Annotated in this window: 22 protein-coding genes, 1 pseudogene and 1 riboswitch; of the genes and pseudogenes, 4 read left to right on the top strand and 19 right to left on the bottom strand. The window is 35.9% G+C overall.

Annotation, left to right across the window (positions count from 1 at the left end):
- Positions 1 to 20 precede the first annotated feature (20 nt).
- The 8 genes and pseudogenes from IGJ76_RS04405 to IGJ76_RS04370 all read right to left on the bottom strand — a co-directional run bounded on the left by IGJ76_RS04405 (position 21) and on the right by IGJ76_RS04370 (position 9748).
- Positions 21 to 2369, bottom strand: coding sequence for a BppU family phage baseplate upper protein (locus IGJ76_RS04405; protein WP_256924753.1), 2349 nt, complete (start codon positions 2367 to 2369; stop codon positions 21 to 23).
- A gap of 56 nt (positions 2370 to 2425) precedes the next feature.
- A pseudogene (locus tag IGJ76_RS04400) lies at positions 2426 to 5374 on the bottom strand (phage tail spike protein).
- The gene (locus IGJ76_RS04395; RefSeq protein ID WP_430596751.1) at positions 5371 to 6159 is read right to left on the bottom strand and encodes a distal tail protein Dit; all 789 of its coding nucleotides are present in this window, start codon (positions 6157 to 6159) and stop codon (positions 5371 to 5373) included. Before IGJ76_RS04395 ends, IGJ76_RS04400 begins: the two are co-directional and overlap by 4 nt.
- A 9-nt stretch (positions 6160 to 6168) precedes the next feature.
- The gene (locus IGJ76_RS04390) at positions 6169 to 7794 is read right to left on the bottom strand and encodes a phage tail protein (protein WP_413124860.1); all 1626 of its coding nucleotides are present in this window, start codon (positions 7792 to 7794) and stop codon (positions 6169 to 6171) included.
- A gap of 15 nt (positions 7795 to 7809) precedes the next feature.
- On the bottom strand, positions 7810 to 8094 hold the full coding sequence (locus tag IGJ76_RS04385) for a hypothetical protein (RefSeq protein WP_231885462.1): 285 nt from the start codon (positions 8092 to 8094) through the stop codon (positions 7810 to 7812).
- A gap of 53 nt (positions 8095 to 8147) precedes the next feature.
- Positions 8148 to 8495, bottom strand: coding sequence for a tail assembly chaperone (locus tag IGJ76_RS04380; protein ID WP_067484904.1), 348 nt, complete (start codon positions 8493 to 8495; stop codon positions 8148 to 8150).
- 89 nt (positions 8496 to 8584) lie between these two features.
- Positions 8585 to 9088 carry a phage major tail protein, TP901-1 family gene (locus IGJ76_RS04375; RefSeq protein ID WP_270608496.1) on the bottom strand — a complete coding sequence of 168 codons (504 nt, stop codon included), beginning with the start codon at positions 9086 to 9088 and terminating at the stop codon, positions 8585 to 8587.
- Between the two features lie 252 nt (positions 9089 to 9340).
- Positions 9341 to 9748: a transcriptional regulator gene (locus IGJ76_RS04370; RefSeq protein ID WP_067484901.1), complete on the bottom strand. Its 408-nt coding sequence runs from the start codon at positions 9746 to 9748 to the stop codon at positions 9341 to 9343.
- Positions 9749 to 10014: 266 nt separating this feature from the next.
- Here IGJ76_RS04370 and IGJ76_RS04365 point away from each other — a divergent pair, with 266 nt between their 5' ends.
- The 3 genes from IGJ76_RS04365 to IGJ76_RS04355 all read left to right on the top strand — a co-directional run bounded on the left by IGJ76_RS04365 (position 10015) and on the right by IGJ76_RS04355 (position 11399).
- A complete protein-coding gene (locus IGJ76_RS04365) occupies positions 10015 to 10350 on the top strand; it encodes a helix-turn-helix domain-containing protein (RefSeq protein WP_071869064.1) in 336 nt (111 codons plus the stop codon).
- 12 nt (positions 10351 to 10362) lie between these two features.
- Positions 10363 to 10707, top strand: a complete 345-nt coding sequence (locus IGJ76_RS04360) for an ImmA/IrrE family metallo-endopeptidase (protein ID WP_067484895.1) — start codon at positions 10363 to 10365, stop codon at positions 10705 to 10707.
- A gap of 86 nt (positions 10708 to 10793) precedes the next feature.
- The gene (locus IGJ76_RS04355) at positions 10794 to 11399 is read left to right on the top strand and encodes a DUF5067 domain-containing protein (protein ID WP_430596750.1); all 606 of its coding nucleotides are present in this window, start codon (positions 10794 to 10796) and stop codon (positions 11397 to 11399) included.
- Positions 11400 to 11778: 379 nt separating this feature from the next.
- Here IGJ76_RS04355 and IGJ76_RS04350 read toward each other — a convergent pair whose 3' ends face one another.
- The 7 genes from IGJ76_RS04350 to IGJ76_RS04320 form a co-directional block, all read right to left on the bottom strand.
- Positions 11779 to 12054 carry an HU family DNA-binding protein gene (locus IGJ76_RS04350; protein WP_002290178.1) on the bottom strand — a complete coding sequence of 92 codons (276 nt, stop codon included), beginning with the start codon at positions 12052 to 12054 and terminating at the stop codon, positions 11779 to 11781.
- A 243-nt stretch (positions 12055 to 12297) separates the two neighbouring features.
- Complete coding sequence (gene der / locus IGJ76_RS04345; RefSeq protein WP_430596749.1) at positions 12298 to 13608, bottom strand: ribosome biogenesis GTPase Der; 1311 nt, start codon at positions 13606 to 13608, stop codon at positions 12298 to 12300.
- A 188-nt stretch (positions 13609 to 13796) separates the two neighbouring features.
- On the bottom strand, positions 13797 to 15029 hold the full coding sequence (gene rpsA, locus IGJ76_RS04340; RefSeq protein ID WP_067484886.1) for a 30S ribosomal protein S1: 1233 nt from the start codon (positions 15027 to 15029) through the stop codon (positions 13797 to 13799).
- 149 nt (positions 15030 to 15178) lie between these two features.
- Positions 15179 to 15856, bottom strand: coding sequence for a (d)CMP kinase (cmk, locus tag IGJ76_RS04335; RefSeq protein ID WP_430596748.1), 678 nt, complete (start codon positions 15854 to 15856; stop codon positions 15179 to 15181).
- 41 nt (positions 15857 to 15897) lie between these two features.
- A complete protein-coding gene (locus tag IGJ76_RS04330) occupies positions 15898 to 16515 on the bottom strand; it encodes an SAG1386/EF1546 family surface-associated protein (protein ID WP_430596747.1) in 618 nt (205 codons plus the stop codon).
- Between the two features lie 66 nt (positions 16516 to 16581).
- Positions 16582 to 17991 (bottom strand): RecQ family ATP-dependent DNA helicase, encoded by a 1410-nt coding sequence (locus IGJ76_RS04325; RefSeq protein ID WP_430596746.1) that lies wholly within the window; start codon positions 17989 to 17991, stop codon positions 16582 to 16584.
- Complete coding sequence (locus tag IGJ76_RS04320; protein WP_376022133.1) at positions 17975 to 19009, bottom strand: helix-turn-helix domain-containing protein; 1035 nt, start codon at positions 19007 to 19009, stop codon at positions 17975 to 17977. Before IGJ76_RS04320 ends, IGJ76_RS04325 begins: the two co-directional genes overlap by 17 nt.
- Positions 19010 to 19040: 31 nt before the next feature.
- Here IGJ76_RS04320 and IGJ76_RS04315 point away from each other — a divergent pair, with 31 nt between their 5' ends.
- The gene (locus IGJ76_RS04315; RefSeq protein WP_067484872.1) at positions 19041 to 19262 is read left to right on the top strand and encodes a ferredoxin; all 222 of its coding nucleotides are present in this window, start codon (positions 19041 to 19043) and stop codon (positions 19260 to 19262) included.
- Positions 19263 to 19453: 191 nt separating this feature from the next.
- Here IGJ76_RS04315 and IGJ76_RS04310 read toward each other — a convergent pair whose 3' ends face one another.
- The 4 genes from IGJ76_RS04310 to IGJ76_RS04295 form a co-directional block, all read right to left on the bottom strand.
- Positions 19454 to 20194 (bottom strand): alpha/beta hydrolase, encoded by a 741-nt coding sequence (locus IGJ76_RS04310; protein ID WP_075491237.1) that lies wholly within the window; start codon positions 20192 to 20194, stop codon positions 19454 to 19456.
- Positions 20195 to 20382: 188 nt separating this feature from the next.
- Positions 20383 to 21723 carry a M20 family metallopeptidase gene (locus IGJ76_RS04305; protein ID WP_430596745.1) on the bottom strand — a complete coding sequence of 447 codons (1341 nt, stop codon included), beginning with the start codon at positions 21721 to 21723 and terminating at the stop codon, positions 20383 to 20385.
- Positions 21724 to 21853: 130 nt separating this feature from the next.
- The gene (locus IGJ76_RS04300; RefSeq protein ID WP_095803515.1) at positions 21854 to 23374 is read right to left on the bottom strand and encodes a YfcC family protein; all 1521 of its coding nucleotides are present in this window, start codon (positions 23372 to 23374) and stop codon (positions 21854 to 21856) included.
- A 390-nt stretch (positions 23375 to 23764) separates the two neighbouring features.
- Complete coding sequence (locus IGJ76_RS04295) at positions 23765 to 24370, bottom strand: ECF transporter S component (protein ID WP_067484859.1); 606 nt, start codon at positions 24368 to 24370, stop codon at positions 23765 to 23767.
- 123 nt (positions 24371 to 24493) lie between these two features.
- A riboswitch (FMN riboswitch) is annotated at positions 24494 to 24619 on the bottom strand.
- Between the last annotated feature and the right edge of the window lie 49 nt (positions 24620 to 24668).

The following is a 24668-nucleotide window of genomic DNA, read 5'->3' as shown; positions in this document are numbered from 1 at the left end:
TAATTCTGTGTTTTTTAGCTCTAATAATTAGCGATTTTTTGAATCGTAAGATATGTTTTCTTCGAACTCTTTAATGTTCCTCCCGTTGCATTTTTGAAAACAGCTAATCGAACCTTATCTCCAGACTTTAAAGGCACCAACATTGATGTTTGACCACCAACCTGACCATTGGTAGAAAAATTTTGTTTTAAAAAACTGAATCGATGATTTTTATTTGCTTCATCAATATTATTTTCATTGATTCTTACTTCAATATAGTAGCTTGCATTCAATGTCGTTACTTCATTTAACAAACTAGCCCAAGACTCTAATCTAAACTCGTATAAACCAGCTATTTTTGTAATAATTTCTGACGAACCTAGCTTAACATCAAAATGTTGCCTGCCATTTAAATCTAGACCATCATATTGAGTTTCTACATTGAGCCATTGGAATCTTCTATCCATAGTAATATTAAATTCTGAGAATTCTAGACTATTTACAGAATAGTCAGTTGCTGGTTCCCCAGTGTATGACGAGTCATCTACCTTTACTGAAGGTTGCTGTAAAAAAATTTGACCAGTGTTATATTTTGAATTTTTAACCCTAATATAAATATGTGCCCAACAAAAATTTCGATTGTCTCGTGGAATGCCTACCTCTGCTCCTAAAATTAAACGTTCATCAGTCACAGGTAACTGATTGACTTTTGTTACGCCAATCATTTTTCCATCGGTATCATAAAAACGACAATCCATTGTTATCTCAGCGTTTAAGCTTAAGGAACTCATCCAAATTGGCAAACTGAAATAAATTGAGTGTGGGCGTTGATCACCTTTATATTTAGATAAGTCTAAACACATTTGTATGCTTCTATTTTCAGCTTGTTTTGAATTTTTTAAATTAAGGACTATTGCTTGTTTCATATAATCATAAAGACACGTATCCTGCGTAGTCGTACTACCGTGAGTACCATATCCCCAATAATCGTAGTAAGGGATTAAACCAGCTTCTCCAATTTTTCCAATTGGTGGGGCTAAATTTAAGGATTGTTTACTAATTGATTTATAGTTTCCATCTAAAAAAATGCCATACTTTGCTTGAATAATATCAGACACCCGACTAACTTGAACTTTTTTCTTATCAGTATAATTTACTTTGATATAATCGAGAATTACTCGCAATTTATCTTCAGTTACATTACCAGTTTCACTAGAACCTGTTTTGTGATCATAAAATAGTAAGAACTTTTTTTCTCTAACTGTTTTGTCAATCGCAGCTTTGATTGATTCAATTGTGTTATAAGTTAAACTCATTCTCACCAAATGATATCTATCATTTATTAATGGATCTTGTACTGCACGCATAGAATTATCTTGTACTCCAACTCCATTAATTGCGTAATCATAGTTATTTATCACATATTTTTCGTATTGTGTAGCTATTTGTGAATTTGGACTGACAAAACCAGTCGTTGCTATTCCCATTTGTTCATATATTTCTGCAGAGCTAATAATTTCGCGTTCAATAATTCTTTCATCAACGTTAGGATCGTAAGATGTCATATCTTTATGTGTCCGAGTAAATGCTTCGATTCCATATCCTTCACGCTGTGCCTGCTTATAAAACTCAACACCATTAAAGATATTGATCCAATCAGTAGGTGGAGCAAAATTGCAAACAAAACCGTATTCATCAAAAATAGATTTACTTACTTTATCCTCTGCAAATGCTCCATCAAATGTGAAACTAATCATTCCAAGTGTCTTATCCATTGTTTCCAGCCTCTCAGAAAGACTAGAAAACTTATTATCGAAACTATTTTTTCTCGAATCTATTAGTTCAGTCAAAATATCCCCACCAGGATCAATCGCCTCAATAATGTCTCGATTTTGATCTACAAAATCTTCCCATGAAGCTTTTCCATCTTCAATATATTGATTAAATAAACGATACAGTTCTTTAAACGTGAACCAATAATTTGAGTCTTTGAATGGCTCTGTGTAAATAGACTTCTCAACGGTATAATAAAATGAACGTGTACTGTACTGTTCTACCCACTCACCTGTCGACAATTCTTTTCTAAAACTAAAGTAAGCCTCATTTCGTCCAACCATTTGAAAAGCATTAGCTGATAAAGTATGTTTTAACGTGCCTTTTGAGCCGTCAAATTCTTTTACAGGCTCCTCCGAAACACCTTGTCCGGTAATTTTTTGTGCCATTAAACAAAAAAATGGCCGTAAACCTGTAAATGCTTTAACTTGGCCATTTTCAATAATTTTGACATCAAATACTTGTGTTTGATCATCTGCTTGTCGAACTCTAATCATATTTGTATAGTTGTTCTGTTCCGTTGTTGATAAAGTTACTTTATGCGTAATTTCTGCCAAATTGCCCACTCCTTCTTAACCTGTATTTTTGATTTTTTCACGGTACTCTCTAGTAACTATTTCACTGGCACAACAATGGAAGCAATCGCACTGGCACTAAAATATTCACGATCCAATTTTCCACAAATCATACCCAGCTCTGTATTTTGTTCATAAGTTTGGATTCGATTATTGTCTAATCCGCGTATCACACCCGTGTGCCCATAGGTATCATCAACAAACCAAGTACCGACTCGTCCACCACGCGCCCAGTTGATAATTGCACCTACGACTAATTGATCGTAAGTCGGATTTTGAATGACTTTCCATCCAACTGCGTCCCAATCATAAGCAATCCCAATATCAGAAGCAGCAGAAGTATTTCCAATCACATGACTTAATCCATACTGTGTGCCTGCTCCTAAGCCACAGCCACCTAAATAACCTGAATATTCAGCAGATAAGCCATAGCATTGACCATTTCCAATTCGTTGATTCAATAGCGTTTCAAGATGTTTCAAGCCTTCTTATCCAGTTGATTCACTAGCTTTTAAGTCTTTAAACTTGTTGTACCAATAAGTTGCTGCTTCAACACGTTCGCTCAACGCTTCTGCACCAGCGCGCTCATAGTTTTTCAAAAAGGCAAAGGTTCCTGTATAAAGATCTTCAACATTTTTGAAAGCTTCGACACTAAGTGGGTTCACTGCTCCAATCCATTGGCCGTTATACATACACCACTCAATCAATCGTGCTTGGGCAGCAGAAGAGCGATAGTCTTGTGTAATCCTTGCGGCAGTTATCAATCGTTGAACATATTCACGACCATCCCAAGTTGCCGCACCAATTAACGGGTATGCAGATCCATCCCATTGTGTCCAACCATATGCTGGACCGCTGATTTGATCTGAATCTGGATTCATCGTTCCTCCAGTCTCACGACTAATATTACCTAAGATACTTGCAGCAGCAATTGGGCTATAGCCATTAGCCAAAGCAAATGCCCACCAATCCCATGCCCATTTTTCTGTATCTGTTGTCAGCTCTGCTGGATAACCTCCCGTACTTGTGCCACCACCGGGGTTAGGTCCACCATTTTGACCTGGAATTACTTTTTGTCCATTAATGTACAGCTCCTTTGCGTCTAGTCGACCATTTACTTGTACTTTCCCTTCAAACGTTACGTCGTTTTTAAAGACAACCTTTCCCTCACTAAACGTACCTTCTCCCAAAAGTTTGTACTTCCTCTTTTCGCCATTCGATTCTTTGGGAATCTGGAAAACTGCTCTCGAACTACCACTTTCATAAGCAGAATTAATGGAAAAAATCTGTCCCGGATACTGGATGACTGCAAATCCATTTGGTTTACCAGCTCCCGAAGTTCCTTCGATTTTACCTACAACTTCCCCCTCAACTGCCTTTTGCCAATTCTCATTCGTGTAATTTAAATCTTCTGGTGTTTCTTTGTAGTATTGAAATTCTAATGATCCTCTATCTAAAACGACTTGGTAAGTCATATTTCGATGAGCCGATTTCAACATGACACCCTCCACAAGTACTCCATTCAAAATACCTGCACGAATAAAATTCGCATTGAATTGACCATCTAATGACCAAGCGGTTGTTGAAGGACCATTATGAACATCTTTGATTGTTTTCCATTGGCCTTGCTTACATTGCTTAAATGAAATTCCAGAATTATTTTCAATCATAAAATACTTCGAGTTAGGAATATTTTTCCCGTCCATATAAACCGTTTCATATACTTCACGGCTATTGCTAACACCCGCTTCAATTCCATTTACTTGATAAACAGAGCCACCATTTTCTCCAGCACCACGCATGATATCATCTTGATATTTTCCGATTTCAGTTGATTGATAGAAGTTCATTTTCGTTGTTTCCAAATCAGATAAGTTAGTTGAAACTTTTGCTGACTGTTTTCTTGTATCTTTTGTTAAATTGTCACCTAATTCAACCGTTGTTTTTCCAGTTAAACGATTGATTTTCGTCTTATAGATTCGAGTGGCATAATGATACCCTTTGTCATATCTATGAATAGTTACCGTATTACCAATAACATCACCGTCTGTTACTTCTGCTCGAAATTGCGCCAATGGTCTAGCCGAATCCAGTAAAGTCAGATAAGTATTCTTTAGCAATTCTTGTGGGTCATCAATATCGTCAAAAACAACAACCGTTTCTCGTTTATACATCTTTCCATTCTTTTGTGGGATACCAAATTTTTTTGTTGCTACAGGATCTTCAATGAAAACTTGCCCTTTAGGTTTATCTAATGGATCTCCGCTTGCTTTTTTCCATTCCACATTGGTAAAATCAAGTCGCTTTCCTTGGCCATTTCCAACATTTTCACCTTTTCCACGACCGATTATTGAAGTATAAATAGTACTTTGATCGACTTCTTTAATCACCGTCAATGCTTTGCTGCCATAAGTAAATCGCGTATTAGAAAGTGAACCAATCTGCTGATGTACTTCGATCCACTTATCTTTGATTCCATCCGCATCAAGCGTGCAGAAAAATAAAAACTCCATTCCGAAAGTTTGCAATTGCTTTAGTGCTTCTCGTACAGAAAGATAATCAAAAGTTACTGTAACCTTAGATAACTCTGGTTCGACATAACCCAGCCGCCAGTTTCCGTTAGTAAAAGCCAATAGCTCATTGAGTAAAGAAGTAATCGATTGATTCTTTGCTAGTACCTGGCTGATAACATACGAATCCAATTCATCCAGTGCAAAACCAATTCCAGTAAATTCAAGCGTTTCATTCGGATCACTTACTTTAGTAATTCGATACAATGAAAAAGACGATTCGCTTTCACGAACCGCCATAAATTGCGCGTTTGCAATTGTCTCATCAAATTTCGTTGTAACATAAAGCACGTCGTTCAATAATTCTTTTTTCTCTGCAGTAATTTCTTTTTCTTGAGAAACTTCAATTAAATTCTTCGCATCTTTTCGTTTAATTAAATGCTGAAAGTTATCAAAAAAATAAACTGTCGAATTCAAATAGTCGCCCCCCTATAATAAATTTTTAGTGTTCCATTACTGCTTTTTATCTCTTGCCCTTGTTCCAGACAAAAATTTTCAAAATCACTTTCCAGATCAATGATTGGTGTCCAGTCTGCTCCGTTTACTAATACACGTTGCTCAGCAAACTGAAAAACGATCTTATCACCGATTTGGATTGGTGCATCACTGATGCTAATGGTCTGTTTTCCATTAGTAATAGTAATTGATTGATTATTTGACAACACCGCTTCGATTTTACGTGGTGTCACCGGGAAAAAAGTTGGTATACCAACGTAACCATCTGTCACAAATTCTTTCGTGTACTTTAATGGATCAACACAAAGAATTGTAAAACTAGAAATAACAGAGTTAGATTCACCACTGACTGTTTCGGCAGAAGTATAACGTCCATAATAATAGTAATCTAGCTCATCATAAAAACGGATCTCAACATCATTTGATCGATACAAGTGATTCAATAAGGTTTTAAACTTAAACTGCAAAGTTTCTGGATTACGATCCTCAAGTTTATACGTGATTTTCAGTTCTCGTACTGGAAGTGTCTGGTTCATCACAATTGCGCCCACTTGGATTGCTTGTTGTTCAATTTCTGCTGAAAGCATTTCTCTTCCCTCAACTTTTAGCGTTTGGTAACCTTCAATTAGTTCTTCCAAAAAAATACCATCATAGCTCATGGCAGAAGTTGGAAGAAATTGTTCGAACATGTGCCAGCTCATCACGGTATCTTTAAATGAATATAATTTATTTTTCCATTCTTCCATTTTTCCCTCCTAAAATTCTAAATTCAATTCTGTTCCTTCTCCTAAAGCTTGTGAAATATCATCCACGAAAGCTCTAAAATTCTGTTTGCCCAATGTAATCGTAAATACTGCTGGCTTTGAGGAACCTGTAGAATTTATTCGATGTTCAACTTGTGTATTCATCTGACCGTTCGCTCGAGTTAATGTCGCTTCCAAATCTAAGTCGCGTACTGGTTGAAATCCATCGGCTAAATGATCCGCCATTGTTCCAATATTTTTTTGAACAGTATAGAAGCCATTGGTTAATCCTTGATTTAGTCCTGACATCATTGCTTGCCCTGCAGGAATCAAAATTTTACTGTCATAACTAACTGGGCCCTTATGTTTAACAATCCAATCTGCAATGCCAGTAACAAATTCTTTTCCTGCTTCCCAGGCTGCTTTTAAACCATTGATAAAGCCATCAATAATCGCTTTTCCTGCTTCTAAAAGATCGATTTCTGACAAGGAACCAAACAAATCTCGAATTCCTCCAATAATGCCATTGACAATCTCTTTCGCTGTTGCCATAAAGGTTGAAAAAGAAGATGTTACAAAATCACCAAAAGTACGGACAATTGACTGAATTCCCGCTAATACACCATCCCAATCACCTTTAATTAAGGCTAATACGGTTTGAATGATTCCCGAAATAAAGCCCATAATAAAATGAATCGTATTTTGAATCTGATTAAACACACCACTGACTACTGACAAAATGACGGATAATACTGTTTTGAACACATTAGAAATGATTGCCCAAGCTGCTTGAACAATTACTTGTACTACCGTGCTCCATGCAGTCCAATATGCTTGAATTTGACTCAAAACAACTTGAACAACTAGTTGAATTGCAGCTAAAACAACAGTAAAAACATTCTGAATACTTGTCCATACGGTACTGACAACATTCATAATCGTCTCCTGATTTGTTTGCCACCAAGTTAAGAGCATCGCAAACATGGTCTGAACAAAAGTCGTGATCGTTGTGATTACTGGTTCCAAAAATGACTGGATTGCTGTCCAAGCAGTAATGATCGCTTGACGAAATGTTTCATTGGTGTTCCATAAATAGATCAATGTTGAAACTAAAGTCACGACAGCAGTGATAATAATTGCTATCCAGTTCGCATTCATTGCAGTCGTTAATAATTTCTGTGCAATCGTTGCACCTTCCGTAGCCTTTGTCCAAGCTTGATATGCAGTACCTAAACCAGCAATCTTATCCTGGATTTCAACAACTGTAGAATAAGTGGTTAAAACATCATCAAACCCCGCCATCGTTTCACCAAAGCCAGCCCCTTGTATCCCATTATTAACAGCACTTGTTACCTCGGAAATTTTTCCAATCAGGTCTTGAAAACTTTCTACTTCCTTTGAAGAGGAACCAGCTAGATCCATTGTTGAAGCTTTACTAGTAAGCTGTTCAAATTGCTTGACCGTTTCCTTTAATGAATCAGTGACTGTGTTAATAACTGAATTAAGTGAGTCAAAACCAGAAAGATTACTTGTCATTGATTTGATTGCTTTGCTTGCCTTCTCAATGCCTGTATTCATTGCACCCAAAGATCCTTCACTAAAAGCTGCAAGAATACTTTCCGCTGTATAGTCTCCCATAAATAACCTCCTTTCTTAAGTATTTGCTTTTTTGACCAGATCCAAGAATTCTTGATTTTCACCTTGTGGTAGATAGCCAACAATTTTTTCTTGTAGTTTTTCATAATCAAAGAATGACTGAAATGTTGGATAAACAGGTACTTGTTTTTTCCCCTTTTTAGCCTGGGCTTGAACTTCATAATTTTTCCAGGCTGCAAGATGTAGAAAATATTCTTGATCCAATTGTCTTAACTGATATGCTTTTTGTCGTAACTGATATTCAGAAATCGTCATTCGATCAATTTCAAGAAAATCATTCATTTCTAAATAACGTAAACAGTTCAGTTGCACTTGCTGGTATAGCTCAGTAAAATTTATTGGTTTGCTTGAATGCGTTCTAGCAACTGTAGGGTCTTGTTCTTCGTAAATTCCGACTTTTTTAGCTCTTCTAAGAGTTCTTCAAACAATACCTCAGACCCATTTTCCACGATATAATTTGCTAAATCGTCTTCACTAACCTTTGGTGTCTCGGTACTGTTTGCAACTTTTAGCATCTCAACTAACGTTTCGACATCTTTATTAAAAAAATTCGATAAAATACTTTCTAGGCCCATTTTCAAAGTTAAGCCATTTTCTGTTACCGAATAACGACGATTCATTTCCTTGATAAAACCATAGCCAAATACAAATTGGTAGTCTTTTTCTTTAATCACTAAGTTCATCTTGTCTCTCCTTTTTAATTCTGATATTCAATTGTTTTTGATAAAAAATGGATTGTGTTAGTCATGAAACCACACAATCCATCATTAGATTAAACTGTTTCTGGAACAGTGTCCTTAAACGTATACTGAATCACTTTTGCTTGGTCTTCAGATAACGTAGCATATCCTTCCTGACCAACACCGTTAACAGCGAAAGCTAAGCTTAGTTCCACATTATCTTCTGCTGTCGCATTTGGTGTAAATTCCGAAACATAAGCTTGATAATAAGTTGCTTTATATTTATCTGCGTCTTCACCAATTCCATTTTCTGCTTTGTTAATTTCCCAAATTTCAACAATTTCGCCATCTAATAATGCTTTTTTCATCTCGTTGACATGTGTGTCTCCTTTGGCAACAATCGAAGTTGCAGAGAAATCATATTCAACGGGACTCAAAGTATGGACATTTCCATCTTTCGTCACAGTGGCTTCTGACTCACGGGTTAAGCCATTTTCGTGTTCCGTTTGAAACGCCATTTTCCATGCGGGTCCTTCACTTGATTTGCTTAATAAACGATAAAGCAAAATAACGTCAATTCCTTTTAGTGCTTCCATTTTTCTTCCTCCTGTTTTTGGTTCAAACAAAATAGCTCCATTTTTGACCATCTTATTTGAATTTTTTTGAAACAAAAAACATTAATCTAAGTAGAAATCACCACCTTATAATAACTTCAAGAAAATCTTTCAATTCTAGTTTAGTTTTTTTCATTTTTAAGAAGCAAGTTAGTTCATTCTGAAATGTTTATTTTCTTGATGATATTATTTTAGCCTGTTGACTATGAAAAAAATTCCTGAGTTTTTCCATAGTTACAAACCTAACTCATCTGCAACAGTTTCAAAAAATTCATTTCTTAGTTCATAAGCCTTACTTTTACTAATAAACAAACGTTGACTCATTCCTAGTAAATTAACTGTTGCATTTTTTTGTAAATAGAGTTTTTCAATAATTTCTCTCGTATTTTCATCCGCACGCGCCAAACAATCTTTCACTACGTCACGATTCCTTTCCAAATTCCAAAGTCGGCGATCCATCGCAATGGTGATGGCCATTCTTTCAGTTGCTATACTATGGCTTCCTTGACCACGAATCGAACTATTTAAATCAGCTTCTATGAATGGATGACGTAATTCTTCTTCTCTTTGTTTAATATACGCATCTGTTTGATAATAGTCGGATAAAATATCCTTAATATAATTAAATGTTGATTTTCGCAAAATACTTCACTCCTAACTAATTTTATATAGGTAAAAAATATATTTTATTGTGAATTTCTCCTCTCACTATCTTCATAAAAAAATATAATTAACCAGATAAATCAAACTTACATTGACACAAATCCCAAAGTTCTATAAAATAAAAGTAACAAAACGACTCTTCTCATTCGTTTTGTGTTTCTATGAGTAATCTATAAATAATACTATCCCATTATTTTATAATTTACAATATTTTTATAAAAAAATATAAAAAAGGAGCTTTTACAATGATTTTATACGAAAGAGTTTCAGAACTTTCAAAAAAACAGGGAATCAGTTTAAACAAACTGGCAGAAGATATTGGATTATCTAAAAATGTGATTTATCAGTGGCGAACAAGTAGTCCAAAAGCTGAGACTCTTGAAAAAGTAGCAGAATATTTTCATGTTTCTGTAGATTATCTGCTTGGACGAACAGATACACCTGCTCTAGGAGATAAAGTAAAACTACCTGAGGATCTCGACAAAATTCTAGACAATGTGAAAAGCTTTGATGGAAAACCAATGACTGATAATGACAGAGAGGCCATTCGCGCATTTTTAGAAGGACGAATGAGTAAGTAAGGAGTCTTTTTTATGAAAACAATAAAGGAGCTACTCGCTAGTCATGGAATTGAGCTAGTCGTAATGGAATTAGAAAAAAGAGGCTATTATTTTGATGAGTTGAAACTGATGGTCGTTAATCAAAATCAATCGGAAGAAAAACAAAAACAAGTGATTCTTCATGAACTCTATCACGCTCTTAATCATTCAGATTTTAACGCGTTATACACTAATCCTGTCTTCCATTCAAAAATGGAAAACGAAGCAAATACTTCGATGATTAATTATTTGATTCAAGAAAATGATGGTCAATTCAACTACACAAGTGTGCTAGAAGAATTTAATTTGGGGTTAGGTTGGGAATGTCACCTGAAATAAAAAAAGTCCGTGCTGTGAACACGGACTTCCACCTCATTTTTGAGATACTTACAACATAATTATATCAAAGAAATGGGGAGTTAAGAATGAGAAAAGTTATTTTGGGGTTATTATTTACATCATTATTTTTAGGAGCATGCGGAAATAAGCCTAACAGTGAGTCTAGTGCATCAAGCAGCACACAACAAGAGATTACAGAAAAGAGTAGTGAAACAAAGGCCACTTCTTCAAAAGTAGAAACTACAAGTGATTTTGTTGCAACTGCGTCAGAAGCAACTTTCGATGGCACTATGTTAAAAGGGAACTCTTATTCTATTAAGATTACCGATTATAAAGTTATCCAACCTGGTGAAGCTGGCAATGACTACGGGGAAAAACCAGTGATTGCTTTTTGGTTTGATACTTTAGTAAATCCTGATTATGATAATTCAGCACCGATTTCACCCAACACTGCATGGATTCTAAATTTTAAAGCGATACAAGATAACGATCCAAATAAAGTAAATAAACTAACTATTGCAAGTTTGCCTGATGATAAATATTTACAAGATCAATCAGCTGAAATTAAACCCGGTGGCTCCATTTCAAGTGCAGTTGCCTATGAATTGACAGATACAGAAACGCCTGTAACTCTTACTGCTGAAAGTATGATGGGGGATAATTTTGGTAGTGTTGATTTTCCTGTAAAATAGCACAAAAAACACACCTTTCAAAGTAAAGGTATGTCTAAGATAAATAAACCTAGCATTATGCTTATTATGACATCAACAGGAGACGTTAAAAATTGTGTATGAAATTATTGATTGGCGCTTGAACTATTTTTAAGTATGTAGAAAGATATAAAAATCCTTATTCTGAAAAGGAAAAAAAAATTAGATTAAAAAACTTATGTGCAACTTAATGAGAAGAAAAAAGAAAAAATTCTGTTTCATGAAAAAATAAATCAGTAAGCTGTTTAGAAAGAAATGGTCTTTAATTATTTTGTATCTTTTTCGCCTCTTTCTCTTTATAGTATATAAAAAAGATAAAACCCATTAGAGCCCTAAAGCTCCAATGGGTTTTATTGCACAATTATTTAACTGCGTCTTTCAATGCTTTACCTGGTTTGAATGCAGGTACTTTGCTAGCTGGGATTTCGATTTCTTCACCAGTTTGTGGGTTACGACCTTTGCGAGCTGCGCGTTCGCGAACTTCGAAGTTACCAAAACCGATTAATTGAACTTTTTCGCCGTTAGCTAAAGCATCTTGAATAGTTGAAAATACAGCGTCTACAGCTGCAGTTGCGTCTTTTTTAGTTAAATCAGTAGCTGAAGCAACTTTTTCGATTAATTCTGCTTTGTTTGCCATGGATTAGATTCACCTCCTCAACAAGAGATATGATGTAAAACATCAACCAATTAAACAATCTGAGTGGTCCAGAATGTTTAATAGAAATATTGACTTACTTCAATATTCTGTTATCACGATATCATATAAACCGCTTAATGGCAAGGTTTTTACTGATTTTAACGTGCTTTTTTTGGTCATTAAAACGTAATAAAAGAAAGTACCTTTATCCTTTGAAAAAAAAGAATGACTATGGTAAAATGCCTATTTTCTTCTTCTTGGAATGATTCGAATCGAAGTTCCTTCAAAAGTAAATGCCTTACGAATTTGATTTTCTAAAAATCGTTCGTAAGAAAAATGCATTAATTCTTCTTCATTAACAAATACCACAAAGGTTGGCGGCTTAACAGCCACTTGTGTTGCATAAAAAATCTTCAAACGTTTGCCTTTATCTGTTGGTGTTGGATTGATTGCCACAGCATCCATAATGATGTCGTTCAACACTGCAGATGAAACACGTAGATTTTGATTCATGCTGACATCTTCAATCATTTCTGGCAGACGATTCAAACGTTGTTTCGTCACTGCAGAAACAAAAACAATCGGTGCGTAGTCAAGATAACGGAACTCATCGCGGATTTTTTGTTCAAAATCACGCATTGTGTTCGTTTCTTTCTTTACTAAGTCCCATTTATTCACCACAATGATGACTCCGCGACCTGCTTCGTGTGCATATCCCGCAACACGTTTATCTTGTTCACGAATTCCTTCTTCAGCATTTAAGACCATCAAAACGATATCTGAACGATCAATAGCGCGCATAGCACGCATAACACTGTATTTTTCAGTATTCTCATACACTTTCCCGCGTTTTCTCATACCTGCTGTATCAATCATCAAGAATTTTTGACCATTTTCTGATACAAAATGAGTATCGATTGCATCACGAGTTGTTCCTTCAATGTCCGAAACGATTACACGATCTTCGCCTAAAATTGCATTGATTAAAGAAGATTTACCGACGTTTGGACGACCAATTAAACTAAATTTGATTGTATCATCGTCTTCTTCTTCCGTATCAGTGGCAAAATATTTGACTGCTTCATCTAAAATATCACCAATTCCCAGACCATGACTCCCAGAAACAGGGTATGGATCACCTAATCCTAATGCATAAAATTCATAAATATCATTACGCATTTCAGGATTATCTACTTTGTTAACTGCTAAGATAACAGGTTTATTACTGCGATATAAAATCTTTGCAACCATTTCATCCGCATCAGTGATACCTTCTCGTCCACTGACTACACAAATAATCACATCTGCTTCATCAATCGCGATTTCTGCTTGATGCTTGATTTGTTCCATAAATGGTTCGTCACCTAAATCAATCCCGCCTGTATCGATCACGCTGAATTCACGACCTAACCATTCGCCTTTTGCGTAAATACGATCGCGAGTCACTCCTGGAGTATCTTCGACAATCGAGATACGCTCGCCAGCGATGCGGTTAAAAATCGTAGACTTACCGACGTTCGGACGGCCAACGATTGCAATTGTTGGATTTGCCATATTTTTTCCTCCTCACAAGTTTCCAATCCTACTTAGTTTAACGAATGAACCCCAAACTTTCAAGCTTAGTTATTCAATTCATCCAACTATTTTACATTTTTCTTGATTATCTGTAATCAATAACGAAAAAAATAAGACCAAGACAAAAGCTTTCACTTTCGTCCCAGTCATAAACTGACGTTACTTAATTATTTATCTGATTCGTCGTCTGCTGTTTCTTCAACTTCTTCTTTTAAAGCATCACCTAAAATATCACCCATTGTGAATCCAGTATTTTCTTCTGGTAATTCATATGATTCAATATTTTTTGGTTCTTCTTCAGAAGCTGGTTTTTCTTCCAGTGCTTTGATACTTAAAGCAATACGATGTTCTTCTGGATGAACTTCTAACACTTTCACATCAATTGTTTGACCTTCTTGAAGTACTTCATGAGGTGTCGCAATATGTTTATGTGAAATTTGAGAGATATGAACAAGCCCTTCTACCCCAGGAAAAACTTCCACGAAAGCGCCAAAACTTGTTAGTCGTTTAACTGTGCCTTCTAAAACAGCTCCAACTGGTGCTTTGGCTTCAATATCTGTCCAAGGTCCAGGCAATGTATCTTTGATTGATAGTGATACACGTTCTTGTTCAGGATTGATTGATAAAACTTTTACGTTTACTTCATCCCCAACAGCCAATGCATCACTTGGTTTTGCTACGTGACTGTGTGAAATTTCTGAAACGTGAACAAGTCCGTCGATTCCGCCTAAGTCAACAAAGGCACCAAAGTCAGTCAAGCGTGCAACACGCCCTTCAATGACATCACCTTCATGAATAGCAGTTAACACTTCTTTTTTCTTTTCTTCTTTTTCAGATTCAACTACTGCTTTATGAGAAAGGATCAAGCGATTTTCTGATGGTTCGATTTCAATAATCTTGAAGCTCAACGTTTGACCTTTATAATCTGAAAAATCAGCTACAAAGTGATCTTCAACCATTGATGCAGGTACAAATCCACGTACGCCAACATCAACAACTAAGCCACCTTTAACTACGTTTGTTACTGGTGCTTCGATAATTTTACCAGCTTGGAAGTCTTTTTCGATGTCTTCCCAAACTTTTTTTGCATCTAAACGGCGTTTTGATAATAAATAACTTCCGTTTTCTTTATCTTTACCAATTGTACTAATAACAACTAAGTCTAAAAGATCGCCTACATGAACAAGTTCATCAATGTCATCTACAGGTAATGTCGATAATTCTTTTGCTGGAACGACACCTTCAACGCCAGCACCTTCGATTCCAACAATTACTTGTTTGTCTTCAATAGCTAAAACTTCACCTTTAACTACATCGCCAACACTAACTTCTTGAACGCTCTTCATTGCATCTTCCATTGACTGATTGCTATCTGCTTGATTTTGATCAAATTCTGTCATAACACTTGTCCTCCTAACCAACATTATGCCGTAAATACGGTACTAATTTAAGTTTAATTGATTCTTAAAAAAAAATAAAGCGATTTCGCCCGGTTTATTTGAAAATTATTGACTTTCCGCTAATTTCATCGTTTTTTGTCAATTAATACTTACAGTTGGTAGCCTTTTTCAGAAACAACATTTTTAATCATTGCTACCACTTCTAAAATAGATTTTCCAGTTGTATCAATTTGGACGGCATCTTCTGCTTGTTTCAACGGAGAAATTTCACGCGTTGAATCATAATGATCACGCTCTTGGATTTCTTTTGTTAGTGTTTCTAAGTCAGTTGGGATTCCTTTTTCTTGGTTTTCTTTATAACGGCGTTGTGCTCGTTCAGAAACACTCGCTACTAAAAAGATTTTGACCTCTGCATGTGGTAGTACGGCTGTCCCAATATCACGTCCGTCCATTACTACGCCACCGTTCTCACCAATTTGTTGTTGAATAGCAACCAGCTCTTCTCGAACTTTTCCATGCGCAGAAACCTCCGAAACAGCTTTCGTTACATCTGGTTGTCGAATTTCAGCTGTTACATCTTGTCCTGAAATAAACACATGTTGACCATCTGCTTGTTGTTGGAAAGAAATCGGATTTTCTTTAATCAAAGTAACTAATCCTGCTTCGTCAGCAAACGAAATTTGATGCTTGATTGCCAAATAAGTCACTGCTCGGTACATGGCTCCTGTATCTGTGTAAATATATTGAAAATCTTTTGCTAAAATTTTTGCTACAGTACTTTTGCCCGAAGAAGCCGGACCATCAATTGCAATACTAATCTTTGTCATAAAAACGCTCCTCAAAAAAAAGCCGCAAAATGCGGCTCACATTATTTCACTCGTAATTCTTGTCCAGGATATAACATATAATTATTTGGATCCATTCCATTTAATTGGAATAGTTGATCAATGGTGATTCCAGCACGCTCAGCTACTTGTTTTGGTCCTTCACCTGCTTGAACAACTGTCGTTGAACCAGCTACCACTTCTGTTGATGAAGAAGGCGTTGTTTCTGCTTCTTGTGCTACTGTTTCACTTGAAGCTGGTGGTGTAACTGGTGCAACTGAACTTGAAGTTTCAGGCTCAGTGATACTTGATTCTACTGTTTCAGAGCTTTGAACTGTTTCAGTAGTTGAAGAAACAGTTGTTGACTCTTCTTTTGAACTCATAGTTGAACTTTCAACGATTGATGAAGTTGTCGATGTTGAAGACGAACTTGCTGCATTATTACTTGAACCATTTCTAATCCAGAAGTAAGCACCTGCTGGGATTGCGATACAAAGTACTAATAAAAACAAAAAGAGTGACAAGAAAACAGTGTTTCCTTTCTTTTGCTGTCTTTGAGAGCTTCTTGAAGAATTTTCATCTTCTGTGTCATAAATTGGTTGCTCCCATGGTTCTTGTGTTTCGTTATTTTCTGATGATTGATGTCTATCTTTTCTGCTCACCTTTGCTACCTCCTAATTTCTTTCGTGAGTATTATACCATAGGAAAATGGGCCATGCCTAAAAAAATTACCCCTCCACGTTTTTTTTAAATAAATTTAGTAAAATCTCTTCCCAGTTATTCTCAAAATTACTTGTTCCTACTTTTGTTTCTGCAAAAAGGAGCCATGATGCTTCATCAATGTCACAACAATTTTGTGGTTTTTCTGTCAATTTTTCGCCAAAATAGTTCAAAATAAATTCTCTGCGACAAGTCGTTGCATGAATATAACGTAACATTTGATATAAACGAAACTGCTTCTCTTTTTCTTGAATCTTTAATTTTTCCATCCATTGATCTGGCTGATTTGTTTTTTTGACAATTTCTAGCCATTTTTGCTGAAGTTCGTCAAAGGGTTGTTCGATCTCTTGCTCATGTGCTAAATAAATTTCAAAACCTTGACGCTGCTCTTTCGCTAATTGATTAAAAAAATGATGAATCACTTCATCTCCTGTTTGATACAATAAAATTGCTGTACTTGGCTTCTGATCGCGGCCAGCACGTCCAATTTCTTGTACATAATTTTCCAGACTATCTGGTAAATCATAATGGATAATATAACGAATATCCGCTTTGTCTATCCCCATACCAAATGCGTTTGTTGCAATTAAAAATTGCAATTGATTTTGGGAAAATTGTTGCTGTAACTGGCGTCTTTGGCTTGCATCTAGACCACCGTGATAGTAGCCAATTGAAAAGCGACCACGCAATTCTGCATACAAACGCTCCACTTCTTTTTTAGTTGCACAGTAAATAATGGTTGCGCCATTGATTTCTTTCATAATGGCTTCTAGCTCAGCTGCCTTTTGAGTTGTTTCCCTTACAAATAGAGCGATATTTTCTCTGTTCACAGAATGCTTAACGATTTTGGGTTTGTTAGTAAATAACACAGTTTCAATATCTTGTTGAACTGCGCTTGTTGCTGTAGCTGTAAGTGCCAAAGTCACTGGAATCGCTAATTGTGTTCTTATTTCGCCCAAACGTTGATATTCTGGGCGAAAATCAACCCCCCATTGTGAAACACAATGTGCTTCATCAACCACAAAAAGACCGATTTTTTGTCTTTTTAATTGTGTTAATATTTCTGATTGCACTAACATTTCCGGGCTTAAAAATAAAAATTTGTATTGAGATAAATGCTCCATAACGTATTTCCGTTCTGAAAAAGTCAGTAAACTATTAAATGCTACAACTCTTTTTTCTCCCATTTTTTGCAACTGCATAACCTGATCTTCCATTAGCGATAGCAAGGGTGAAACCACAATGACCAAACCTTCCGATAGATAGCCAGTTAACTGGTAACATAAACTTTTCCCATTTCCAGTTGGCAAGACAGCTAGTACGTCGTCTTTATCCAGCAATGTTTGAATAATTTCTTCTTGGCCTGGACGAAAAGTTGAAAAGCCAAAATAACGTTTTAACTCAGCTGATAAGTTCATCTTTTTGGCCTCCTTTTAATGCTCGTATTTGATAAAAACGAAATTCACCATAATCAAGTGTACCTGTTTCATTTAACTCTTGGTAACGCCAAGTTTGAACAGGAGCTGTTTGACTAGCTAATAATTGGTTCGTCTCTTTTGAAATCAACTGATCAAACGGAAAGTCGTCTAAGAACAAGGCCCATTCAACTAGATGATCCGTGATTGTCCCCTTTTTCAAATGACGACCTGCCATAATTTCAGTAAGTGAATATCCTTCAAGAAAAAGTTGCCGTGTAACCAGCATACTTTGATTGTAATTTTGTGCCACAACAGGTAAAAGCAACTGAGCCAATAAGAAATCCGGAAACTGTTTCAATTGGCTCAAAAAAGCGTGAACAGCTTGCGCCTGTTGTAAATAAATTGTCGTTTCATCCTCGTTCGTCTCAATTAGCTGATAAGGCAGTAAACCGATTTGTTCAAAACCAGAAAACTGATTGGCTAATAAATTGGCCTGCTCTGTCGTTAGTTTGCTTAAACAAGCCGATAGCTCGTGATAAAAAGTATCAGCTAGCTGTTCTTTTGAACAATCACTATGGGCTAGCCAAGATTTGATTCTAGTTGTATAAAATGGGCTAGTCTCTGCAGGTAAGTAATCTGACTGACTTGCAGCTAAATATGAAACAACTTGAATTGCGAATTTTGTCAGTCGCCACACCTCTTCCCAGTTTCTACCGTAGAGGTCAAAACGTAATTCAGGATATAAGACACTCAATTTCTCTTGGCGTTCTCTCCCTCTTGCTGTCAAGAAAACTTCATTTTCTTCAATTTGAATCAAGCCTGATGTTTCTAACTCAGTTAATCGTTGCTGGTAGGTTTCCTGAGTTAGTTCTGGTAAACTACTGTGAGCTGGCAACAATTCATTCAAGAAACCAAAAATCAATACTGAAGTTGTTTTTTTACCTGTCAGTAATTGATAAAAAGAACTGACTCGCAACTTGTTTCTTGTAGGAAATAAAGATAGAATAAATGAAAGCATAGCAATTCTCCTTAAGTTAGGATGGTTAAAAATGTCACTATTATGTAAACTTGTACCCGAACGTTGTATTGCTTGCGGTCTTTGTCAAATTGAGGCTCCTGATATTTTTGATTACGATGAAGAAGGAATCGTGCTTTTTGCACAAGAACCAGAAGCACATCAACAATTTGTCACTGAAGCAGAAACTGAGTATGTAAAGAAAGCCTATCAGAAGTGTCCCGTTCGAGCAATACTATTGGAGGAACAAAACTAATTTGTCATTACTTCGGCAATTCAATTATGAGTTTCATAAGAAGAGTTGTCTATAAAATAGGATGAGCAACGCTTCTGCTCAAAAACAAACGTGAGTCCAATCAGAAACCGTCTGAAAAAATTAGCTCAATCGCTACTTTTTCAAGCTGTTTCGCTAGACTCACGTTTTTTACTTACTAGTGGTGAAAGGGATTACCAACCATTTTGCTTCAACCAATTTTCAATCGTATTTACAAGAGCGATTTGCTGGTCTTCGTTCGTAATTTCTGCTTCTCCATCTTTTTTCTGTTCACCATATGCACCAAATCCACTGTGGTTTCCACCATTAATCACCACATACTTTGTTTGCGCAGGTAAGTATTGTTTGGCCTCTTCATATGCTTCGTGATTTAATACTTGATCTTTTGATGCCGTAATTGAAAGTACCGGAATTTTCGACTGAGATAGTTCTCCTTTTTTGTCAGGATAACTTGCTAAGAAAAAAATGCCTTTATTCTTATCTGTTACATTTTGAGAAACATACCGACTACTCATTACCCCGCCAAGTGAATGTCCGCCAAAAACAAAGGTGCGATCAGGAAAATCCTCAATCACTTTTTCTGCACGATTTTTATCTAGTATCGCCAGATTGAGTGGCATTTTAACAATTGCCACATCGTAGCCAGTTTCAGAAAGTTTATTTGCCCAAACGCTGTAACTTTCTGGCTCAACTAAAGCACCTGGATAAAAAATAATGATTGGATGTTGTTGTGCCAGTTTCTTTTTTGGACTTTTAAAAAAAAGATACTCCTTATTATCAATCGCTTTTTTACTGGTTGTTAATGCGGTTTGGCTTGGTTCATAAGTATTTTCTTTTAAATAATAATAGCTTCCAACACTAATCAAACCTAAAATAACCAATAAGCCTAAAAATATTTTTCCTAATTTTTTCAAGCAACCACCCTCCTTCAATCATCTTTTAATTTATTATACGTGTATTTCAAAAAAATGACGAAAGAAATTTCTTAATTGCTTCAAAAAAAGAGATGTGACAGCATCGTCACACCTCTTTGATTAAACATTGTACAAAAAATTTTCTCTCATAGAATTAAGATGTTTCTATAAGATTACTCACAAGCTACTTATTTTGCACACAAGCGATAAACAGCTTCAGCATAAATTTCCATTGCTTTATACATGCTGCTTAATTCCCAACGTTCGTTGGCTTGGTGCATGAAATCTGGTGTATCAGGGAACATTGCTCCAAATGCCACACATTGATTCATTGTACGAGCAAAAGTTGCACCACCTGAAACAAATGGTTCAGTCATGTCGCCAGTGATGTCACGATAAGTTTGCAAAAGATTTTTTACTAGTTCACTATCTAGTGGCACGTATAATGAATCTAAGAAATCAAAATCTTCATAAGTTAGTTCATATTTTTTAGCTGTTTCTGTTAGTTTTGCTACTAAATCATCTTTTTTAAATGTTACTGGAATACGCATGTCTACACCAATTTTTGTTTGTTCTGGTGTAATTTCTAAACTAGCAAAGTTCATTGTTAATTCGCCAGATTGTTCATCTTTCGTCTTTCCAACAACATTTTCACCCGTTGCGTTTTCTTTCACTAATTTACCTAAGAAATCAATTGGTGCAAAATCAAAGACTTCAGCTAAAACCATAGACAAACGTGAAATAGCATTTACGCCTTCTGGTGCATCCTTCGCATGAATGCTTTTTCCAAGAACAATAATTGAGTCACCATGATCCTCAAAATCAAAACTAAGTTTGTTCAATGCTTCTTTCACTTCTTCTAATTTTTCACCAGCGTATGGTGCAGCATCAGGAACGACGTTTAATGCGCCACCTGCTTTCACAGAAAAATCAGATGTACCAGGACCTGTCAAATAGGCTTGTAGTAATCCTTTTTCAGCATAAATCAATGGGAATTCAGCATCTGGTGCAAAACCTTGTGTGATTCCTTCTTCTTTTTCATTGTATTTATCTAAGCAGCGCCATAAGTTTTCTTCATCTGTCCCAAAAATAAAGCGAATCCGTGTATTAAATTCAATCCCAGCATCCATCAATGATTTAACAGCATACATTGCCGCAATTGATGGTCCTTTATCATCTTGTGATCCACGTCCAATCAACCAGCCATCTTTTACAGTTGGATCAAACGGTTTTGTATCCCAATTTTTTTCATCCCCAGCAGGAACAACGTCCATGTGACACAAAATACCAAATAATTTATCACCAGAACCAACTTCTGAATAACCATAATAGCCGTCTGGGTCTTTAAATGTGCGGAAGCCTAATTTTTCACTGATTGCTAAAACCTTATCTAATGCTTCAACAACTTTTGTTCCGAAAGGATGGCCTTTCCCAGTATCCTCTTCGTCTAATACAGAAGGGATTCTGATTAGTTCATTAAGTGATTGTAACGCTTGTTCATGATGTTCTTTTGTAACAAATTGTTTCATTCCACTTACCTCCTAATAAGATAAAAGACCCGATAGTTTGCCTACCGAGTCTTCTTAAAGCCAACTCAGTTAGCTTTGTTTACTTTATTATTTAATGATAGATGTTTCTAACTGTTTTGTCTAGGCAAAACTAAATCATTGCCGCAACACCGAGAATCACACAGATAGCTACAAATAAAATAGCAATCAGTTTACCTGTGAATTTCCACCAAACAGAGATGTCAAAACGAGCAATCGCAACAGCCCCCATAACAATAGCAGAAGTTGGTGTAATCAAGTTAACCAATCCAGAAGCAGATTGATAAGCAGTGATAACTAAGTCTTTACCTACACCAGCAAATTCACCCATTGGTCCCATAATTCCCATTGTAGCCGCAGCTAAACCTGATGTTGATGGAATCAAGAATGACATTGGGATATAGAAGATGAACGTAATAATGATGAACACGCTTGAAGATAATGTGCTCAATCCTTGTTCTCCCCAGTGTAAAATAGTATCAGTAATCAAACCATTGTTCATAACAACTTGGATACCACGAGCAACAGCAACAACGATTGCTACGCCGATCAAGTCTGATGCACCAGCTAGGAATTCTGAAATAAATTCAGATTCTTTCATGCCGTATGTGAATGCAACAACGATTGACATAACTAGGAATAACATAGTGATTTCTGGGAAGTACCAGTCACCAAGTGGTAACATGTCAATCCCTAATACTGTACCAATTACAGGAAGTCCTGTTAACCAGTTTGTTAATGATTCAAAAATAGTAAAGTTTTCATTCAATGTTGTCCAAGGAATCAAACTGATGATCATGATACCAAACGTAATAAAGAATAAAATATTAACAGATTTTTGTTTGCTTGTAATTGTTTCTTGACGACCAATCGATTCGATATCGAAATGTTTCATGTCTTCTTGTCGTTGGCTATAAACCAAAGACTTGGTAGGATCTTTTTCGATTTTTGAAGCATAACGATAAACATAAACGATTGAAATACCTAATAAAATCACAAACATCAAGAAACGTAAGCCAATTCCTTCACCCATTGAGATACCAACAGCTTGAGAAGCTACCCCTGTGGCAAACGGATTAACAGTTGATGCCAAACAGCCTACTTGCGAACCAACTAAAACGATTGCAACAGCTACTACAGTATCAAAACCAACCGCCATCATAACTGGAATTAGTAATGCATAAAAAGGAATTGTTTCTTCGGCCATTCCGTAAGTTGAACCACCTAAAGCGAATAAAATCATTAACACAGGAATCAACATTTTTTCTTTGCCTTTAAATTTCTTAACGACAGAAGCGATTCCGGCATCTAATGCACCCGTTTTATTGATAATTCCTAAAAATCCACCCACAATCAAGATAAAGAACGAAATCGGAATAGCAGCTGGTGTCGCACTTGTTAGCTCACCTGCTTCAACCCCCAACATCCCATTGATTGGTGCCATGAAAATATCCCAAAGACCTTGTGGATTTTGTTTTACTCGTTGATAAGATCCAGCAATGATGTTGCCTGCATCATCTACACTATAGTGACCAGCCGGAATAAACCAAGTAAGGACAGCGATAATTGCAATGATAATGAATAAGACCGTATACGCTGACGGCATCTGAAATTTTTTCTTTTTTTGTTCCATTTTCTTCTTCCTTTCCCTTTTTCATTTTTTAGAATCAAGTAACATTGGTTCTATCGTTATTTTATCAAAAAGAGTGGCAGAACAAAAATAATATCTCAAATAAATGATACTTTTTGTTCATAAAACCATTTATAATGACGAATCATTGCCTCCTTTCAGCTAAGATACTTCTTTCAAAGTAATTGTAGCCTGTCTTTTTGTTTTTCAAACAAACCTATTCGTCATTTAAAAAGAGAAGAATTTCACATTCGTTCATTACAAATTCATGTTTATGCATAAAAAAATAAAATACTCAATAACAACTAATAAAACGTTTACATTTACGGTTTTATTGCATTTTTTTTCAAAAAAAAAGGACCAAAAAATTACTGGTCCTTTTGAATATACATTTTAAATCGTATGTCTTTGTTCTAAGGCATGCTGTTTACGACTTAGCCAAGGTAATAACTTAGCATGTAAAACTAAGAAAGCAGCACTAACGATAAATCCTTTGATTAAGTTAAACGGAACAATTCCAATCAATACATAATTAACCAACGGCATACCTAGCATTTGATTAGCATTCAATCCAAAAAACATAAGATATAATGGTGTAATAACAAAATAGTTTGCGATACTCATGAAAATTGTCATTGCTAAAGTTCCTGTGACAACACCTAAAATTTTGTTTCTATTCGCATGTTTTTTATTTTGTTTGAAGAAGTAGAAAATTGGTAACGTAAAAATTGTCGTTGCCAAAAAACTTGCAACATCACCAACTAAATTGTCTGGTGAAAATCCTGTTGTCACCAAATGTAAAAGTGAGCGTAAGAAAGCTGTTGCGACACCAGCTACCGGCCCGAATAAAAACATACTGATCAAGACAGGTATATCACTAAAATCAATTTTTAAAAAACTAAATGCTGGCATAATTGGAAAAGCAATAAATTGTAAAACCAATCCGATTGCAGCAAACATCGCTACCATGACCATTTTTTGTACCCGTGTGTTCTTCATTTGAAATCCTCCTGTTAGGACTCCTCTTCAGCGAACTATCCAACTAATTTTTCAAACAAAAAAACTCTACTTTCACAGGGAAAATAGAGTTAGAGTTATCTGATAAATGATTAGTCAAATAAGCTCTATCTTCTTTATCCAGACTTTACTGTCGGTATCGGAATTTCACCGATTCAGCTATTTCTTAGAGAAATAGGTCGTGGACTGTAACCACCGGTCGGGAATTGCACCCTGCCCCTGAAGACGAACCTTTTATATTATTTTGTTTACACTTACATTATACATAGCCTTGAAAAAA

Origin of the sequence: Enterococcus sp. DIV0175, from assembly GCF_050529075.1 — a bacterium.
In the GTDB taxonomy this organism is placed as follows: Bacteria; Bacillota; Bacilli; order Lactobacillales; family Enterococcaceae; genus Enterococcus_B; species Enterococcus_B thailandicus.
Note: the sequence above shows the minus strand (reverse complement) of the source record. Positions and strands in the feature narration are given on the sequence as shown.

Bases quoted from the DNA above. Each gene is read 5' to 3' on its own strand.
- IGJ76_RS04350 (WP_002290178.1), bottom strand. From the start codon at position 12,054: ATGGCAAACAAAGCAGAATTAATCGAAAAAGTTGCTTCAGCTACTGAT.
- IGJ76_RS04390 (WP_413124860.1), bottom strand. From the start codon at position 7,794: ATGGGAGACTATACAGCGGAAAGTATTCTTGCAGCTTTTAGTGAAGGA.
- der (WP_430596749.1), bottom strand. From the start codon at position 13,608: ATGGCAAATCCAACAATTGCAATCGTTGGCCGTCCGAACGTCGGTAAG.
- rpsA (WP_067484886.1), bottom strand. From the start codon at position 15,029: ATGACAGAATTTGATCAAAATCAAGCAGATAGCAATCAGTCAATGGAA.
- IGJ76_RS04295 (WP_067484859.1), bottom strand. From the start codon at position 24,370: ATGAAGAACACACGGGTACAAAAAATGGTCATGGTAGCGATGTTTGCT.
- IGJ76_RS04315 (WP_067484872.1), top strand. From the start codon at position 19,041: ATGTCACTATTATGTAAACTTGTACCCGAACGTTGTATTGCTTGCGGT.
- IGJ76_RS04385 (WP_231885462.1), bottom strand. From the start codon at position 8,094: ATGAATGATTTTCTTGAAATTGATCGAATGACGATTTCTGAATATCAG.
- cmk (WP_430596748.1), bottom strand. From the start codon at position 15,856: ATGACAAAGATTAGTATTGCAATTGATGGTCCGGCTTCTTCGGGCAAA.
- IGJ76_RS04325 (WP_430596746.1), bottom strand. From the start codon at position 17,991: ATGAACTTATCAGCTGAGTTAAAACGTTATTTTGGCTTTTCAACTTTT.
- IGJ76_RS04365 (WP_071869064.1), top strand. From the start codon at position 10,015: ATGATTTTATACGAAAGAGTTTCAGAACTTTCAAAAAAACAGGGAATC.
- IGJ76_RS04355 (WP_430596750.1), top strand. From the start codon at position 10,794: ATGAGAAAAGTTATTTTGGGGTTATTATTTACATCATTATTTTTAGGA.
- IGJ76_RS04360 (WP_067484895.1), top strand. From the start codon at position 10,363: ATGAAAACAATAAAGGAGCTACTCGCTAGTCATGGAATTGAGCTAGTC.
- IGJ76_RS04300 (WP_095803515.1), bottom strand. From the start codon at position 23,374: ATGGAACAAAAAAAGAAAAAATTTCAGATGCCGTCAGCGTATACGGTC.
- IGJ76_RS04395 (WP_430596751.1), bottom strand. From the start codon at position 6,159: ATGGAAGAATGGAAAAATAAATTATATTCATTTAAAGATACCGTGATG.
- IGJ76_RS04320 (WP_376022133.1), bottom strand. From the start codon at position 19,009: ATGCTTTCATTTATTCTATCTTTATTTCCTACAAGAAACAAGTTGCGA.
- IGJ76_RS04375 (WP_270608496.1), bottom strand. From the start codon at position 9,088: ATGGAAGCACTAAAAGGAATTGACGTTATTTTGCTTTATCGTTTATTA.
- IGJ76_RS04380 (WP_067484904.1), bottom strand. From the start codon at position 8,495: ATGAACTTAGTGATTAAAGAAAAAGACTACCAATTTGTATTTGGCTAT.
- IGJ76_RS04305 (WP_430596745.1), bottom strand. From the start codon at position 21,723: ATGAAACAATTTGTTACAAAAGAACATCATGAACAAGCGTTACAATCA.